This is a genomic window from Nitrososphaerota archaeon, assembly GCA_027887005.1.
Lineage (GTDB): Archaea > Thermoproteota > Nitrososphaeria > Nitrososphaerales > Gagatemarchaeaceae > UBA183.
On the sequence record JAPCJI010000001.1, the window covers coordinates 359,247 to 374,354 of the forward strand.

Annotated in this window: 17 protein-coding genes; 8 read left to right on the top strand and 9 right to left on the bottom strand. The window is 59.8% G+C overall.

The window, feature by feature from the left end:
- Positions 1-29 precede the first annotated feature (29 nt).
- A complete protein-coding gene (locus OK438_01790; protein ID MDA4124173.1) occupies positions 30-1,064 on the top strand; it encodes a galactose-1-phosphate uridylyltransferase in 1,035 nt (344 codons plus the stop codon).
- Here the strand turns inward: OK438_01790 and OK438_01795 are convergent, their stop codons facing one another.
- The 4 genes from OK438_01795 to OK438_01810 form a co-directional block, all read right to left on the bottom strand.
- Positions 1,065-2,090 carry a hypothetical protein gene (locus OK438_01795; protein MDA4124174.1) on the bottom strand — a complete coding sequence of 342 codons (1,026 nt, stop codon included), beginning with the start codon at positions 2,088-2,090 and terminating at the stop codon, positions 1,065-1,067.
- A 92-nt stretch (positions 2,091-2,182) separates the two neighbouring features.
- Positions 2,183-3,424, bottom strand: a complete 1,242-nt coding sequence (locus OK438_01800; protein ID MDA4124175.1) for a putative sugar nucleotidyl transferase — start codon at positions 3,422-3,424, stop codon at positions 2,183-2,185.
- 122 nt (positions 3,425-3,546) lie between these two features.
- Positions 3,547-4,266 carry a hypothetical protein gene (locus OK438_01805; protein MDA4124176.1) on the bottom strand — a complete coding sequence of 240 codons (720 nt, stop codon included), beginning with the start codon at positions 4,264-4,266 and terminating at the stop codon, positions 3,547-3,549.
- A gap of 106 nt (positions 4,267-4,372) precedes the next feature.
- The gene (locus tag OK438_01810; protein ID MDA4124177.1) at positions 4,373-5,254 is read right to left on the bottom strand and encodes a heme o synthase; all 882 of its coding nucleotides are present in this window, start codon (positions 5,252-5,254) and stop codon (positions 4,373-4,375) included.
- Between the two features lie 87 nt (positions 5,255-5,341).
- Here OK438_01810 and OK438_01815 point away from each other — a divergent pair, with 87 nt between their 5' ends.
- Positions 5,342-5,629 carry a twin-arginine translocase TatA/TatE family subunit gene (locus tag OK438_01815; protein MDA4124178.1) on the top strand — a complete coding sequence of 96 codons (288 nt, stop codon included), beginning with the start codon at positions 5,342-5,344 and terminating at the stop codon, positions 5,627-5,629.
- An 81-nt stretch (positions 5,630-5,710) separates the two neighbouring features.
- Here the strand turns inward: OK438_01815 and OK438_01820 are convergent, their stop codons facing one another.
- Positions 5,711-5,914 carry an AbrB/MazE/SpoVT family DNA-binding domain-containing protein gene (locus OK438_01820; GenBank protein ID MDA4124179.1) on the bottom strand — a complete coding sequence of 68 codons (204 nt, stop codon included), beginning with the start codon at positions 5,912-5,914 and terminating at the stop codon, positions 5,711-5,713.
- Positions 5,915-6,084: 170 nt separating this feature from the next.
- Here OK438_01820 and OK438_01825 point away from each other — a divergent pair, with 170 nt between their 5' ends.
- Genes OK438_01825 through OK438_01845 form a run of 5 tightly spaced genes read left to right on the top strand, consistent with a single transcriptional unit; the run spans position 6,085 to position 10,042 of the window.
- Complete coding sequence (locus OK438_01825; GenBank protein MDA4124180.1) at positions 6,085-6,474, top strand: Hsp20/alpha crystallin family protein; 390 nt, start codon at positions 6,085-6,087, stop codon at positions 6,472-6,474.
- Between the two features lie 56 nt (positions 6,475-6,530).
- Positions 6,531-7,025: a hypothetical protein gene (locus OK438_01830; protein ID MDA4124181.1), complete on the top strand. Its 495-nt coding sequence runs from the start codon at positions 6,531-6,533 to the stop codon at positions 7,023-7,025.
- A gap of 48 nt (positions 7,026-7,073) precedes the next feature.
- Positions 7,074-8,675, top strand: coding sequence for an ABC transporter permease subunit (locus OK438_01835; protein ID MDA4124182.1), 1,602 nt, complete (start codon positions 7,074-7,076; stop codon positions 8,673-8,675).
- 18 nt (positions 8,676-8,693) lie between these two features.
- Complete coding sequence (locus tag OK438_01840; protein MDA4124183.1) at positions 8,694-9,479, top strand: ABC transporter ATP-binding protein; 786 nt, start codon at positions 8,694-8,696, stop codon at positions 9,477-9,479.
- A gap of 53 nt (positions 9,480-9,532) precedes the next feature.
- A complete protein-coding gene (locus OK438_01845) occupies positions 9,533-10,042 on the top strand; it encodes an AAA-associated domain-containing protein (GenBank protein MDA4124184.1) in 510 nt (169 codons plus the stop codon).
- Here the strand turns inward: OK438_01845 and OK438_01850 are convergent.
- From OK438_01850 to cofE, 4 genes are read right to left on the bottom strand one after another with little or no spacing between them, the layout of a single operon-like run.
- Positions 10,039-11,577 carry an amidohydrolase family protein gene (locus OK438_01850; GenBank protein ID MDA4124185.1) on the bottom strand — a complete coding sequence of 513 codons (1,539 nt, stop codon included), beginning with the start codon at positions 11,575-11,577 and terminating at the stop codon, positions 10,039-10,041. The genes OK438_01845 and OK438_01850 overlap by 4 nt on opposite strands.
- Positions 11,565-12,206, bottom strand: a complete 642-nt coding sequence (cofC, locus tag OK438_01855) for a 2-phospho-L-lactate guanylyltransferase (protein ID MDA4124186.1) — start codon at positions 12,204-12,206, stop codon at positions 11,565-11,567. The genes OK438_01850 and cofC overlap by 13 nt, the downstream gene beginning before the upstream one ends.
- Positions 12,203-13,117, bottom strand: coding sequence for a 2-phospho-L-lactate transferase (cofD, locus tag OK438_01860; protein ID MDA4124187.1), 915 nt, complete (start codon positions 13,115-13,117; stop codon positions 12,203-12,205). The genes cofC and cofD overlap by 4 nt, the downstream gene beginning before the upstream one ends.
- A 4-nt stretch (positions 13,118-13,121) precedes the next feature.
- The gene (gene cofE, locus OK438_01865) at positions 13,122-13,871 is read right to left on the bottom strand and encodes a coenzyme F420-0:L-glutamate ligase (protein ID MDA4124188.1); all 750 of its coding nucleotides are present in this window, start codon (positions 13,869-13,871) and stop codon (positions 13,122-13,124) included.
- Positions 13,872-13,959: 88 nt separating this feature from the next.
- On the opposite strand from cofE, the gene OK438_01870 reads away from it, so the two are divergent.
- Complete coding sequence (locus OK438_01870) at positions 13,960-15,015, top strand: Mrp/NBP35 family ATP-binding protein (GenBank protein ID MDA4124189.1); 1,056 nt, start codon at positions 13,960-13,962, stop codon at positions 15,013-15,015.
- Positions 15,016-15,108 lie beyond the last annotated feature (93 nt).

Genomic DNA, 15,108 nt, shown 5'->3' on the forward strand with positions numbered 1-15,108 from the left:
TATCCTGTCCCGGTCGTTAGCCCGCGCTAATGGTCGAGATACGGAAGGACTACTTCACGGAGAAACTCTCCATCATCCTTCCAGACCGCGGCCTCAAGCCGGGCCAGGTCATCACGCAGAGGGCAGAGAAGTGCAACTTCTGCCCGGGAAACGAGGAGTTGACCCCGCCGGCCGACCTCGTCCTGGTCAAGCGAGGGGACACCCTGCTCAAGCAGACTGATTCTGAAGGGGATGTCATCAAGAACTGGGCGGTGAGGATATTCCCCGCGAAGAACCCGATCGTCACTCCGAGCGCCCCTCCGTCCTACGGCGAGGCACCCCACTACAGCGAGCCTGCGGTAGGTTACCACTACATCCTCGTGGCCACACCCAAGCACGACCAGCCCTTCGCCAAGATAGACATAGAGCAGTGGACCAGCATCTTGGCGTCCCTCCAGGACAAGGTCAGGTGGCTCTATTCACAGAAGGGGGTCAGCTACGTGCTCGTCTACGTCAACTCCGAGAAGGAAGGGAACCCCACCGCTGTGCACCCTCACATAGAAATCGTCACCACCCCCCGGGTCCCGCCCACGGTCGAAGAGGAGGCGGACACCGTCCAGACTTCCCTCAACGACCTGGGTGTCTGCCCCATGTGCCAGGTGGTCGGCACCGAGACCGGGGGTCCCCGGCAGATACTTGCGACGGACTTCTTCATATCCTTCGCGCCCTGGGTCTCGACCCATCCGTTCGAGTTCTGGATCTATCCGAAGAGGCACATGACCAGCATCCTCAAGCTTTCCCAGAAGGAGATGATGGACCTGGCGCTGATGCTCAGGTCGACGCTCGGCGGGATGTCCAAAGCGCTCGACACGCAGACGTTCACCATGGTCTTCCACAGTTCGTCTGAGAAGAAGACGACGAAGCAGATCCACTGGCACATGGAGGTGTACCCTCGCAAGCCCCAGCTGTCCGGGCTGGAGCTGGGAGGGGGGATATACCTGAGCGAGGTTTCCCCTGAAAGCGCCGCCCAGGTGCTCGGAGCCAGCTCCAGGAAGGAGCTCGCTCAGCTCGTTGGAGTCCGCTAGTCAGGATGCCCGCTTCAGCCTGTCGATGAGCTTCGTGGGGAATGGGTCTCTCCCTAGGCAGAGTGCCAGGTAGTACGAAGCCATGTCCAGCCGGTAGACCAAAGTGATAAGCTCTGAGAGCGTCCCCCTCCGCCTTCCACTGACTTCGATTGGAGACCTGTCGGCGCTGGACAGAATCCGGACCATCAGGTCGGTCCTCACCCTGTCGCGCTTTTCCTCGGAGGAGTGGCGGAGGAAGATGGGCTCGAAGTCACCCCGGGGGTCTTCCCAGGCCTCGATGTCGTTGTGAAAGGCGTCGGGGATGCCGTAGTAGAGCGCGTGGACCTTTGCGTTCTCGTTGAGGACGTTCTTGAAGCGTATCCCCGCTCCGCGGGTGGACTTCGATCCATAGATGACTGGGGTTCTGTCTACGAGCGAAAGAGCCAGGACCTTCGAAGGGTTCTCTTTCAGGGGGGACCCAACCCTGACCGTGCGTCCTTCGGCCTCCATGCCCCTGAACGCCTCTTCGGCATCCGCCTCGCATTTGAGGTCGAGCGCAGAGTTCATCACCGAAAGACAGGCGAACACTATGTACGGCAGGACGTAGCGGGGGGCAACCAGCCCCGGCATCCTGATGTGGGGCACCCCGAGCTTCTTGGCCACTTCCATCAGAGACCCGCCCGAAGAAATGGAAACAACGGTTGCATGTTTCTTGACCGCAGTTTTCATCATCTCGATTGTCTCTTCGGTCTCACCCGACGCACTAACCGCAATCGCGAGTGAATCGTCCATGTCTTCAGTCGGGAGTTGGCCCTTGAACACGCCGACCCCTATCGCCGGCCTATCCGCCAGCCAGCTCGCGATTATGTCCCCTCCAGCGGCCGAACCCCCCATTCCTAGGACGAACCCCTTCCTCAGCCCGCCACTGGGCAAGGACGGGGCAACCCTGAACCCTTCTCTGGCCAGGGAAGTCCATCGCTCGTAGGTCCTGTGGACCAGGTGAGAGTCGACGCGTTTGATATGCTCAGGGGAGAATGGGTCGTCCAATTGGCTTCACGAGGGCTGCGATTGTGGCAGACCCCGGCCCCTTTCCGCTTTAAGCTCGACGCTGTGGTGGCGGGCAGCCGGTGACCGAATCTTCACGCAAGGCGCCCCTTCCGCACCCCTGCCTTCTTCCTTTCGGCTGAGGTGAGACGAAAGGTCGTCCTGAGCAACGCCTCTCCCGCCCTCGTGAGCGTCTTTCCGCGCCTCTCCACCATGCGCCGCTGGGTCTCCACGACCGAATCGACCAGCAGTTCTGTCATCTTCCCTGTCGGGGCCAGGTAGGTAAAGCTGGGAACGTTCGTCCTGGCGAGCCCGGCCAGCTGGCAGCCGGTGCCGAGTGTCTTGCCTGCGTAGACCAGGGTCCCGATAGAAAGTTTGCCTAGGTCTCCGACGGCCGGGCCGACCTTCATCATCCCTGAATCCACCTTCTCACCCCCGACCTCTAGTCTGACGTTCCCGTAGGTGTTCTTCAGGTTGCTGAAGTTGCTCCCTGCGCCGATGTTGACCCATTCGCCGACGTAAGAGTCGCCCACGTAGCCCTGGTGGGCCTTGTTCGTGTGAGCCATCAATATCGAGTTGTCCACCTGTCCCCCGACCCTGCACCCTTCGAAAATCGAGGTCCCGCCGCCTATCTGGGCGGAGTAGAGCCTGGTCCGCGGACCGATATAGCAGGGCCCGGTCACTCGAGAGAAGCTCTCTACCAGTGCCCCTTCTTCGATCATGATCGGCCCCTTCCTGGCGTCGAAGTGGACAAACTCTTCCACCTCAGCATCCCCATGGAGTCTTAGGTTCGAAGGAGGGCCCCTGAGGGCCGCGTTGGTGGGTAGGGCAGGGGGGTGTTCAAAGTGCTTCGCCTGTTCCGCTATGGCAAGCCCGTTGCTCTTGACGAGCTCCCAGTAGCCCCTCAGGAGGCTTTCGGAGGGGACGTCGAGCCTCTCGGCTCCCTTCATCGCCTTGGCCACCCCGCCTCTGGCTAAGACTCCGGGTGGGAGGGAAGAAGCATCATTCCTCGCGGCGACAAGGCGATCCCCCGAGAAGGCAGCAAAGGGCCCCTTCCTCTCAAAGAGGGACCGGAGCGACCTGCCCGGCCTCGCGAGGGCGTTGACGAATTGAACCTGACCGTGGACCGGTTCGTTGTAGCTGGTCCGGAGCTCCTCGCGGGCGACATCGGCCAGGCCCTCCCTCCCCCAGAGATGGTGGCCTGCGGGGTCGGATACCTGCAGGAGGATGGACTCGAGGAGGGTCCTGGTGCCCCAGGCGAGTTGGCTCGCGTGCCTCATGGCGACCAGCGGGCCGAAGCCTGCCAGCTCGTCGTCTTCGAAAACTACTACGGTCAAGGCCTAGAGGACCTTACCGAGCTTCTTGAGGAACGGGTCATTTGCATCATTGCATGACGCCCTGTCCCCGATGTCAATGAACTCCCCCTTTACCTTGACCAGCGAGGACGACTGCTTGGATGCTACTGTTCTTCAGCTGGGTGTCGCCTTGGGCTCAGGCTTGCCAGCTCGTCCTTATACGCTTCGTCAGTCCCTGAAAGAATGCATGGGTCGACGACCAGGCCCTTCACTCCGAGGGAGACGACCTTCCCGATGTCAGTAGGGGTGAGCTTCTTCTGAGTCCTAAGAAGAACGGGTTTTGTGGAGAGGTTGGTAATGACCCCTACGGTCGCAAAGTCTAGGACTGTGAACGGGGTGCCTCTCGCCTGAGGCTGGACCGTGGCAATGTCAATGGCTTCCACGCCCTCCATCCGCGAGAGCTGGCTCACCTGTTCGAGGATGTAGCCGGTCGAAATCGCGCAGATCTTCTTTACCCGCTCGTCGGAGAGCACAAAGAGCGGCATCAGGTGGGCGTACATCTCGACGAACCCGAAGGACGTGCCCATGATCCTCTCCCAGTATTCCTCGGTGAGCTGTTTTCCTCCTCCGATGAAGAGGCCGCAGGGGACCGAGACTGTTGAGATCACGTCCTTGATGTAGGCGTCGTGCAGGTCGTAGCTACCGTAATGGCTCGGGGATGAGGACTCGTCTCCGTCTACGTTCATCATGATCGCATCGGCGCCCGCCTCCTCTGCCCTTGCAGCCAGCGAGGAGCTGTTCTTCGGCAGACTCGCAAGGAAAGAGTACTCGCGGTCGCGGGCTATGACTTCCAGTGGCCTTCGCAGCTGCGGAACGGACTCCATTCTGCTTCTGAACCAAGGTAGCGTCTCCTGCTTACAAGAGAAGTGCTCAAATGTGGTTTATTGTGTGATTAACTAACTTACATCACGAGGCCGGCTTCAGGGCCGCCTAGGTCCAGACTGCGACGCCGAGCGCGATGAAGATGAGCGTAAGGTAGGGGCTTGTTATCTTGAATAGAGTCCAGGCCGTCTCGCGCTTCCTGTCGACTGCCAGTTTCGCGCTGTAGGCCAGCACTATCGCGCCCAGGAAGACCGCCGAGGCCGCGTAAATGACGCTCGGCCGAAGGAAGACGAGGGCGAGTGAAAAGACCCCGAGCAACGCGGACGTGCCCGCCACACAGACGGACGCGACCCTGTCGCCGAACACGACGGGGAGCATGGGTACCTTCGCGGCTTCGTAGTCGGCTCTGCTGAAGATGGCAAGGCTCCAGATGTGGGTCGGTATCCAGACCATAACCAGTGCGGACATGTAAAGGGCGATGGGAGAGAGGGGGTTTGAACCGGGGACAGCAGCATAACCGACGAGCACGGGCATTCCTCCTGAGAAGCCTCCGAGGATTATGTTGAGCCAGCTCCTGCGTTTCAGGAGCAAGGAGTAGACCACGACGTTGTCCAGGAGGCCGATCAGCATGAACGTTGCCGAAGCCTCGTTGATCAGAAGGAGGGGGATCAGAACGGAGAGGCTGGCCATGGTCAGGCCGTAGACCAGGGCGTTCCTCGGGAGGATCTCTCCGCTCGGTATCGGCCTGTTCATAGTCCGTTTCATCATCTTGTCGATGTCCCTATCGTGGTAATTGGTCAGCACGTCTGCTGAAGCGCTCCCAAGGGTCAGGGCGACGAAGCAGACCAGGATGAGTGAGGGCGAGATGACCGCCCCGACGGTCTCCTTGTAGGACACGAGCATTGCGATAATACCGGTGAAGACCAGGAGACCCCATATCCGCGGCTTTGTCAACCGCCAGTAGTTCTCGATGGTCCGCGTGAGAGGCAAGGTTCGAACGCGTTCCAGCGAGGGTTAAAACGTTAGCGTACGTCTTCCAAAACCGTAAATAGGCCGACCGAGCGGTTGGAACCAGCCTTGGCCTTTGGAGACCCGCTTCAAATAATCGTTATCGGAATAATCGTGGTAGTCATCTTCCTTTGGGGGCCGCAGAAGATCCCCGACCTTGCAAGGGCGATGGGACGGGCAAAGAAGGAGTTCGACGATGCCTCCAAGGAAGGCTCCACCCCGACGCACACTGGCCAGGACATGACAGCGGACCAGGCATTGCTGGAAGCAGCCAGCAGACTGGGAATCTTCACCGAGGGCAAGACACGGGCTCAGATTTCGCAGGAAATCGTCGAGCGAGCCAGGTCTCGAGCCTGACCCAATCGGGGACTAGCTCAGAAGCCTCATCAGCGCGTCGGACTGGGCCCATAGTGTTGCTCCAGAGGAGGCTTTTCTTCGTCAGGAAGGTGGTCGGTGACGCAGTTTCTCATCATTGCCCTGGTCCCTCAGTCTTCGCAGGGTGATTTCCTGTTCGGTGACGTAGAGAACAATCTCGTCCTTCTCCTTCCATCCAAAACCTTCGACGACTGGTTGGGGGACCGTAATCCTAAGGCTGTTCCCGGTCTTGCCCAGCTTGACCCGGAAGATAACGGGCACAGGCATGGCCGATTCTAACGCAAATATAAACCTCGGTTATGTCAATAGAACAGACAGCCTGGGTCAAGGAGCGCAACCCATAGCCGATATCAATGCATGTTAGTATCTGCGTAATAACATGGGCTCTCTTCTCAAAACGCAACCGATCCTGGCGCGACGCTTTAGGTGGGAGGACATTGGGGTGGAGATTTACAACCTGGAGAGCGGAATGGGGGACGAGGGTTCTGGAGAATCCTGACTCCTTTCAGAGAGTACTGGATGCGCTAATCGAAAACGCCGTAGGCATGATGAATCATCCTGTACACCCAAACGTCGACCCCAAGTCGGGATTGGCGCGCAGAGATGACGGCGAGCTCATGGAGAGCGCTTCGCGCGTGACTTTCATCCTCAATGCGCCCGGCTATTGGCAGGAGGACCTGCATGTCTCCGTCTCCGCCGACGAGGTCGAGGTAAGGGGGCCTGACTTCGTTGTCAGGAAGCGATTCCTCCCGGATGTGGACCCCGCGAGCGTCGAGAAGAGCTACACGAATGGAATCCTTGAAATCCGGCTGAAAAAGCTGGACTAGACTCGTCCTCGACAGCAAGAGCGGGATTTAACTACCAGGAAGGATTCATGTCCTTGATGAGCAATCTTGCCAATCGGAGGCGACTTGCTGCGACCGAAGGGTTCGACGCCATCTTCGAGATGGTGAAGTCGGCCACCGAGTTGAGCCTCGGGATGCACAGAGCGGGCCTGACGCTGGTTCTCGGAGACATCCCAAACTCGGTGGGGGCGTACCACGAGATGGGGTCGAATGCCATAGTCATGAACAGAAACCTGCTGAGGATAGTGCAGAAGCTGTCTAGGTCGGGGGTGAAGAGGAACTCCTACGTCTTCATGATACTGCTCCATGAATACCTGCACAGCCTTGGCTACACCGACGACAGGCAGGTCAGGAACCTTAGCAGGCAGATCGCAAGCGAGTACTTCGGCGGGAAGCATCCTGCAGGGGAGATGGCTGTCATGCCGCTGAACAAGTTCTTCCCTGACCTCGGGAAATACGCAGTGTTCAGGGACAAGGGCGAGTACGAGACTATCAGAAAATTCGACAGCTCGAGCACCCCCTACATCGGGTAGTAGAATCCGTAAATACGCCAGCGCGTCGCGCCGCCCTTCGAAGCCTCAGTGTCTCTTGAATTTGGCCTCATCGCCCTAGACGTAGTTGCATCCTGGCTGAGGATGATGGTCGCCCTCGGCCTGAGCATCGTTTTCGCACTTGCCGTTGGCATCGCTGCGGGAAGGAACAGAAGGGCTGAATCGATTATTCTGCCACTCTTGGACATTTTCCAGTCGATCCCCATACTAGGATTCTTCCCTTTCATAGTGTTTGGAATCTACGGGGTTCTTCCAAACGCAGTGGGCGCAAACCTCGCCGTCGTTCTCCTGATCTTCACAAGCATGTCCTGGAACATTGCGTTCGGTGTCTACGAGGCTGTCAAGGCAGTACCCCAGGACTTCGCCGATCTCCTCAGCCTGACCAATTCGAGCCTCTGGCAGAGGATGAGGTCGATGTACATCCCGGCTTCCATGAGCCGGATAGCATACAACACGCAGACCTCCTGGGCCGTAGGGCTGTTCTTTCTTGTAGCCAGTGAAATAATATCCTACGGCACCTCGACGGTCCCTGTCTCGTACGGCATAGGGGTCGCAGTGCAACAGTTCTCCAGCACCATTCCCTTCGACACTGCGAATTATTCGCTGTTGATCGCCGAGATCATCGCGGCCGTAATCATCTGGAGGTACTTGTTCATCAGGGAATTCGCCCTTTGGTCGGAGAAATACAAGATGATGGAGGAACCACGGGAGATGCACAGAGACCCGATCATGAAAGTCTACTCCTGGGTCAACCAAAGAAGCATCTCGAAGCTCTTTCTTCTAACTCAGGGGCGGGGGGTCACCAGGTTCACGTCTACAATCTCGAGGTTCAGGAAGGGATTGAAGTATGCGATACTCATTTTCCTCGGATTCTTCCTTGCCCTGATCGTAAGCGTGATCATGAGCTCAGGAGGGCTGAACATCGGAAACCTGCCGAGTCTGGCGACCATATTTTCAGATGAGGGCTCTGTCCTTTACGCCCTGGGCGCTTCGTTCCTCAGAGTCTGGTATGTCTACGCGCTCTGCGTCGCCATCGGATTGCCCTTGGGAATCGTCATATCACTGAACTTCAAATTGTATGACTCGGTCTCCCCTATTCTGGAAATCATCTCCTCCATACCCGCCCCCCTTCTCTTGCCGGCCATCGTACTGATACCCGTGATCGGAGGGATCCCCGAAGCTGTCAGCACCATCATCATAATGCTCGCAATAATCTGGTATGTCATCTTCAATGTAATGGCGGGGGTGAGGACACTGCCAGCGGATCTCAAGGACCTGCCGCACGTCTTCAAGACCGGCCGAGTCTCTGCCTGGCGGAACGTATATCTGCCCGGAGCGATCACAGGTTTCGTTACAGGCTCAATCACCGCGATAGGCGGAGCCTGGAACGCACTAATAATCTCGGAATACTTCACGGTGACCGACCCAGCAACCGGGATCACTCGAGTCCTGACCCAGGTCCCTACTGGAATAGGCAAGACCATCGACCTCGCAACATCGGCAAAGCCAGCAGACAACCTCACCCTGGCTCTCGCCGTCATGTCGATGACCGTCTTGATAGTCGCGTTCAACCTGACGGTGTGGAGGAGGATTTACCACCATGCTACGAAGCGTTACACGTATAACCGCTAGGAAGAGCGGGGGAACCTAATGTCAAAAGGACCACTTCAACTCACAACTGGCCAGACCGTTGTCACCGTGAACCATGTCAGCCTGGATTACCACAAGGAGAAGGAGCCACTGCCAGTACTGGTGGACATCAGCTTCACGGCGGGGAAGGACGAGTTCGTCATGATCACTGGGCCGTCAGGATGCGGCAAATCTACCCTCCTTAGGATCATCGGAGGGCTAAGCAAACCGACCTCGGGGGCGGTGAAAGTGATGGATTCTGAAGTGACCGGTCCGCGCAGCGAACTTACACTCGTCTTCCAGAACTTCGTCCTGCTACCCTGGAGGACGGCTCTGGAAAACGTGCTCTTTGGCCTCAGCTCACGCCGCGACCTCACGGACGAGCAGAAGAAGGCGAAGGCCGAAAAGGCTCTCGAGAACGCCGGGCTGATGGGCTTTGAGAACGTCTATCCGGGTGAACTCTCAGGTGGCATGAAGCAGCGGGTGGGCGTGGCCAGGGCCCTCGCGACAGACCCGCAGGTCCTGCTCATGGACGAGCCGTTCAGCTCCCTGGACGACCTCACTGCTGAAAGGCTAAGGAAAGAGATCTACTCCCTCTTGATCAATCCGACAACTTCGGTTCAGACTGTGATAATGGTGAGCCACAACGTGGAGGAGATCATCGAGCTTGCGGACAAGGTGATCGTCCTGTCTTCGCGTCCTGGCCATGTGGTGGGAGAACTGAAGATCGACCTTCCGAGGCCTAGGAACAAGAAATCAGAGGAGTTCTTCGCACTTGTGGACAAGGTGTACTCCCTCCTATCATGACTCGAGATTGTCTTCTTAAGTCGTGGTCTGGCGCCCCGGGAGCGGACAACTAATTGGCCGAACCTCGAAGGCCTTTGCCGGTCGCGCTCGTGATGCCGGGGAACGTGAGGGCTGGCCAGGTCATCAGCCTGGTGGAAGTGGCTGGGAGCCTCGGCGCAAAGGTCGACGCGCCTCGCCTCGCTGACGAACTCGGTGCGGACATAGGGGTCCTGCTCCCCATACTAGACACAGCGGAGATGCTCGGCCTGACGAGGACGGAGAAAGGCGTGGTGTATCTGACCGAGCTCGGGCACAGGTTCCAGAAGACTTCGACGAACAAAGTACGGATGCTGAAGGACCGGCTGGCGGCGATTGAGCCCTTCCGCACTGCGCTGGACCTTGCGTCGAGAGAGAGATATGTGACAGCGGGGTTGGTAACGGACTCGCTCCTGGAAATAGGCATCAAGTGGCACTACCAGCCCGAGCTGAACGAAGCGCTGATCAAAGCCCTCCTGATCCACTGGGCCATATACGGCGGCCTGCTCAGGTACGACGGGAAGACCGGGAAGTTCCAGAAGGCCTAGTTTTCCGAGCCAAGGTACGAGTAGACCAATATGCCGCCGACGACCGTGGCGGCCACTCCGACCTTCCGGACCATGGCCGGGTGCATCCCTTCGATGTCTGAATCGAGGAGCGTCAGGTTCGCTCCCATGCCCTCGGCGAGGCCCGGGCAGGGGTCGTCGAACCCGTTGGACACCCCGTTGGCCGTGTATATCCGGACGGCCTCCTCCAAGGACAAGCTCTCCTCGGGGGCGAGCCCCCCTCTAGCCATGGCGGCCCAGGCGCCGACCATGGGGCTCATCGACTCCACCGGCGCGTCTGAGCTCCCTGAAGCCACGATTCCCTCTCCGAGCATCGACTTCAAGGGATAGAGGTACCTAACCCTCTCCTCGCCGAGGCGTTTCAGTGCCCAGGTGTCGGAGGTGATGAAGAGGGGCTGTACCGTCGCCCTGATCCCAGCCCTGGCCATCCTGACCCGAAGGTCCTTCGGGAGCAGGCTGGCGTGTTCGATCCTGTGCCTTCGGGGGTTTCCCTTCCCGGCGACCCTGGTCAGGGACCCTATGGCCTGCTCGACCGCCCTGTCGCCGATCGCGTGGATTATCACCTGGTAGCCCCCGTTGTCTGCACTCTCTACCAATCCGTCGAGTTCCTCGGCCGTGTGCCTCAGGATGCCCGTGTTCCCCGGGTCATCGGAATATGGCTCCCGGAGGGCCGCGGTCCTTGCTCCGAGCGAGCCGTCCGCGTAGATCTTCACCCCGTTTATTCTGACCTGGTCGTCGTCGAGCTTCTCCCGGATTCTCTTCTCCGCGACGTATCCAAGGGCCTCAGCGGGGATGTACAAACGATGCCTGAGTGAGAGGGCGCCCGCAGAGAGCAACGAAACAATCGCCTCGAGCTCTGAGGCGTAGCTGTCCGCGGACACAATCGTGTGCAGGGTGGTCAGCCCAAACTTCGCAGCTTCGCCCTCTGCGGAAAGGAGGTCCGCGACGCAGTCCTGCGAGCTCCTTGGAATCCTTGCGAAGACCTTCTCCTGGGCGCCTTCCTTGAGGATACCCGTGAGCCGGCCTGAAGAGTCTCGTTCGTACTCGCTACCCTGGATTCCGTCTAGGGATAGCGTCTCTATGGCCACCGTATTCAGGAGGACGATGTGCCCGCAGACCCGTGAAAGGGCCACGGGGTTCCGGGGACTCAGGTCGTCTATGTCGACGCGGCTTGGCATCCGAGCCTCGGGGAAGGCCTCCTGGTCCCAACCCTTGCCTCTGATCCACTCACCAGGCTGCGCTCGCTGTATCTTCGCGAAGAGCCTTAGTCTGATGCCGGTGACGTTGCTGGTGCCCCGGAGGTCCACGCTCCGCTTAAGCCACCCGAATTCGAAGGGGTGACAGTGTGAATCGACAAGTCCCGGCAGCAGGGTGGACCCTCCCGCGTCAAGCTTGATGGTGCCTGCAGGCACGTCTGGCGTAGTCTCCTGGGATATCCTCGAGATAAGCGCGCCTTCAACAAGAACGGAAGCATGTTTCCTCTCGCCGATGCTGCAATTCTCTATCAGGAGGCCCATGCGCTCAACTTCTTTCGCGCAAATTCGACGGAGCGTGTATTTATCCGCGTCCCGGCGAGTTCTCGCAGGTCCCCCGGCGAGTCGACGTCGAAGAGGACGCCTCGGCTGCAGTGGACGGCCAGGGTGGAGCTGTTTCGAGCTACGGCCCTGACATGGTTCCAGAAGCTGTCCGAATCGTAGCTCAATTCCAGGCGAGGACTTCTCGAGAAGATGAGGAGGTTGGTGCCGTCGAAGGACTTGGAAGGAGAGACCACGCTGTCGAAGCGGGAACCCAGGTTCGCGACCGAGGCCAGTTCCCGGGCCGTCAGGAGGGGGAGGTCGGAGGGGAGCACGAGGAAGCGATCCCAACCCTTGAGGAACCTCATCCCCCTTTCGACCGCGGCGTCGACCCCCTTGTCGGAGGTCTCCCTTGCCGGAGTTGCCCCCGACCTTGAAGCCAGGGACAGAGCTCTCCGGTCTGAGGAGACAACCACGCATCGGTCGACCAGGCCAGCGCCCCTGACCGCGCGGAGGACGTCAAGGAGCATGAGTTCGGACAGAGCTCGCCTGTCTGCGGGGCTCAAGTCCGAGGATAGACGCGACTTGCCGTCCACAGCCTTGAAAGGGACGATGACGGAGAGGGGATTCAAGCCCTCAGAACCGCCCTGGCAAGCCTTGTCTCGTCTTCTGGGCCGGCCATCCTGATGTCTGAAAGATGGCATTGCACGCCCTGGTTCGAAATCTCCTCAGCGAGGCCCGCGTCTTTACTGTCGATCAGGATTGCGTCCAGGAAGCCCGAATACCTCACTGCCACCCCGAGAGAGTTTGGTCGAAGTCCTGCAGCCTTCATCAGCTTCGCCGCCGGACCGCTGAATGGTGATGACCCAAGCATTGGGGAGAGGGCGGTGATCCTCGCGCGGGCTCCCTGAAGGAGCTTGGGGAATCCCGGGATGGCAAGGATGGGTCCGATGCTGGTGACGGGGTTCGCCGGGCAAAGGACTATGCGGTCCGCTCCTTTGATCGAATCAGCAACCTGAGGGCTCGGTCTCGATCTGGCGGCGCCCCGGTACTCCACCCCGGTGACACCCGGGCGTCCGCCCTCGCGAACCCAGAACTCCTGCAGGTGCAGGAGGCCCTTCTTCGTCCTGACGTGGGTTTCTAGAGGGTCGTCGGTGGCCGGGAGGACTCTGGAGGTCGCATGGAGATCCCTCCGCAGCTTCTCGGTCACTTCAGTCAGAGACGCGCCTGAGCGAAGGAGTGCGGTGCGGACGATGTGGGTGGCCAGGTCCCTGTCGCCCAGTGCGAACCAGGATTCCGTGTTCAGGGCCCTGAGCCCTGCGAGCGAATTGAAAGTGTCCCCCTCGACCCCCCATCCGCGCGATTTGTCAGCGATGCCGGCGAGCGTGTACAGCGCGATGTCCAAGTCCGGGCATACATAGAGGCCGTGCATCCAGATATTGTCGCCCACGTTCGCGACCACGGTCAAGTCTGGCCCGAGATAGGAGAGGCCCCGGATGAGCTTGGCTGACCCTGTCCCTCCGGCGATAGCTACTACCTTCAACCGTTCACCTGAAAAGGTCTCTTTCCCGCTTCATGACCAGGGATCCTATCCCGCTTTCCCCCCGGGCGTAGATGGCGCCTCGGACCACGGCCACGGGGATCCTCTCGAGTTTGCCCACCGCGAGCTCGGCCGCCCCTGCCAACTCGTCCACGACGGCAGGTTCGGTCACCCTGAGCTCGTAGCCGAAAGCATCCTTCCTTCCCCTGTAGGAGACCAGGGGCTCGATGCCAGAACAGCCGATGGCGACGTCGGTCTGCCCCCTTCTCCATGGCCTTCCGAAGGTGTCGGAGACGATGACCGCGAGTTTCTTGCCGGTCGAGGCTTCCAGGCCTCGCCTTATCCTTCTGGCGCTCAGGTCAGGGTCCACCGGAAGGAGGGCTGCGAAGCCCCTCCCGACGTTGGACTGGTCCACCCCTGAATTCGCGCAGACCAGCCCGTGCCTTGTCTCGGTGATGATCACCCCGTGCCCGGCCCGAACGACGCGCACCGATTCCCGTAGGACCAGCTCGACGAGCCTTGGGTCCTTGCCCTGGGCCCGGGCGAGCGCAGACGCTCGTCTCCCGGGTTTGACCCTGCGAAGCTCGACGACCCTCCCCTCGGCCTTGGAGACTGCTTTCTGCTTGACTACCACCACGTCGTGCTCTTGGAGGGCCAGCCTCTCCCGTGCGGTCGCTTCCATGATCATATTGGCGATGTCCGAGCCCTTCTTGACTTCCGGGATCCCGCCGACTGGGAAGATCTCTACCCTGCTCAATTGCTCCTAGAGGCGCTCGCGAAGGGCGCGATAAATGCTCTGTATAGGGGTTAGATTTTATACGCCGCAAATCCCCTCGGGAGCAGACTTGCCCACCAAAGAGGACGTGCTGAAGGCATTGGCTGAGGTCAGGGACCCCGAGCTCGGGAGGGACGTGGTGTCGCTTCACATGATCGATGACGTCAAGGTCGATGGAGGGAGTGTCGAGTTCACACTGAACCTGACCACCCCTGCCTGCCCGCTGAGGAATCGGCTCGAAGAGGCTGCCAGGGACGCCGTGAAAGCCCTGCCCGGCGTGAGTGCGGTCCGGATGAAGACGGGTTCCACAGTCTTCGCAACCCGGGACTACGCGCAGTCAGAGATGCTGAAGGGGGTCAAGAACATCATCGCGGTGGCAAGCGGGAAGGGAGGCGTCGGGAAGTCGACGATTGCGACCAACCTTGCGGTGGCCCTGGCGGGGTCGGGGGCCAAGGTGGGCCTGCTCGACGCTGACGTGTACGGCCCCAACATCCCGCACATGATGGGGGTGGAGGACGGCGCGGACGTCAGGGACGATTTGATCATCCCCCCGGTAGCCCACGGGGTAAAGGTCGCCTCGCTGGGGTTCTTCTACAAGGACGAGACTCCGGTGATATGGAGGGGGCCCATGGTGGCCGGAGCGGTGAGGCAGCTCCTCACCCAGGTCGAGTGGGGAGACCTGGACTACCTTGTGGTCGATCTCCCTCCGGGGACGGGGGATAGCTCCCTTACCCTTGCGCAGACGGTCCCTCTGGGAGGGATAGTAATCGTCACCACCCCCCAGGACGCCGCACTCAGCATCGCGGCGAAGGCCCTGGCGATGTTCCGGAGGTTGAACGTGCCAATCCTCGGAGTAGTGGAGAACATGAGCTACTTCGTCTGTCCTCACTGCGGGGAGAAGACGCCCGTCTTCTCGAGTGGAGGAGGGAAGAAGATGGCTACCCAGCAGAATGTGGATTTCCTCGGGGAGATACCGCTTGTCCTTGCGGTCAGGGAGCAGTCCGACTTGGGGGTCCCCGTCGTTGCAGCGAGGCCTGGTTCGCCTGAGGCGGACATCTTCAGGGAGTTCGCGTTCCGCGTAGCCGGGATGGTTAGCATCGTGGCCTACTCAAAGATGAGCAAATGAAGTCCGAGGAGGACAAGCTCCTGAAGCGGGCCGAGGGGAGAAAGAAGGCCAGAAAGCGAAAACGGGGGCCTTACAGGAAGTCCTGGTCGCCGA

What these genes read in the sequence shown, in the direction of transcription:
- OK438_01790 (MDA4124173.1), top strand. Translation starts at nt 30, where the DNA reads ATGGTCGAGATACGGAAGGACTACTTCACGGAGAAACTCTCCATCATC.
- OK438_01805 (MDA4124176.1), bottom strand. Translation starts at nt 4,266, where the DNA reads ATGGAGTCCGTTCCGCAGCTGCGAAGGCCACTGGAAGTCATAGCCCGC.
- OK438_01820 (MDA4124179.1), bottom strand. Translation starts at nt 5,914, where the DNA reads ATGCCTGTGCCCGTTATCTTCCGGGTCAAGCTGGGCAAGACCGGGAAC.
- OK438_01830 (MDA4124181.1), top strand. Translation starts at nt 6,531, where the DNA reads ATGAGCAATCTTGCCAATCGGAGGCGACTTGCTGCGACCGAAGGGTTC.
- OK438_01840 (MDA4124183.1), top strand. Translation starts at nt 8,694, where the DNA reads ATGTCAAAAGGACCACTTCAACTCACAACTGGCCAGACCGTTGTCACC.
- OK438_01850 (MDA4124185.1), bottom strand. Translation starts at nt 11,577, where the DNA reads ATGGGCCTCCTGATAGAGAATTGCAGCATCGGCGAGAGGAAACATGCT.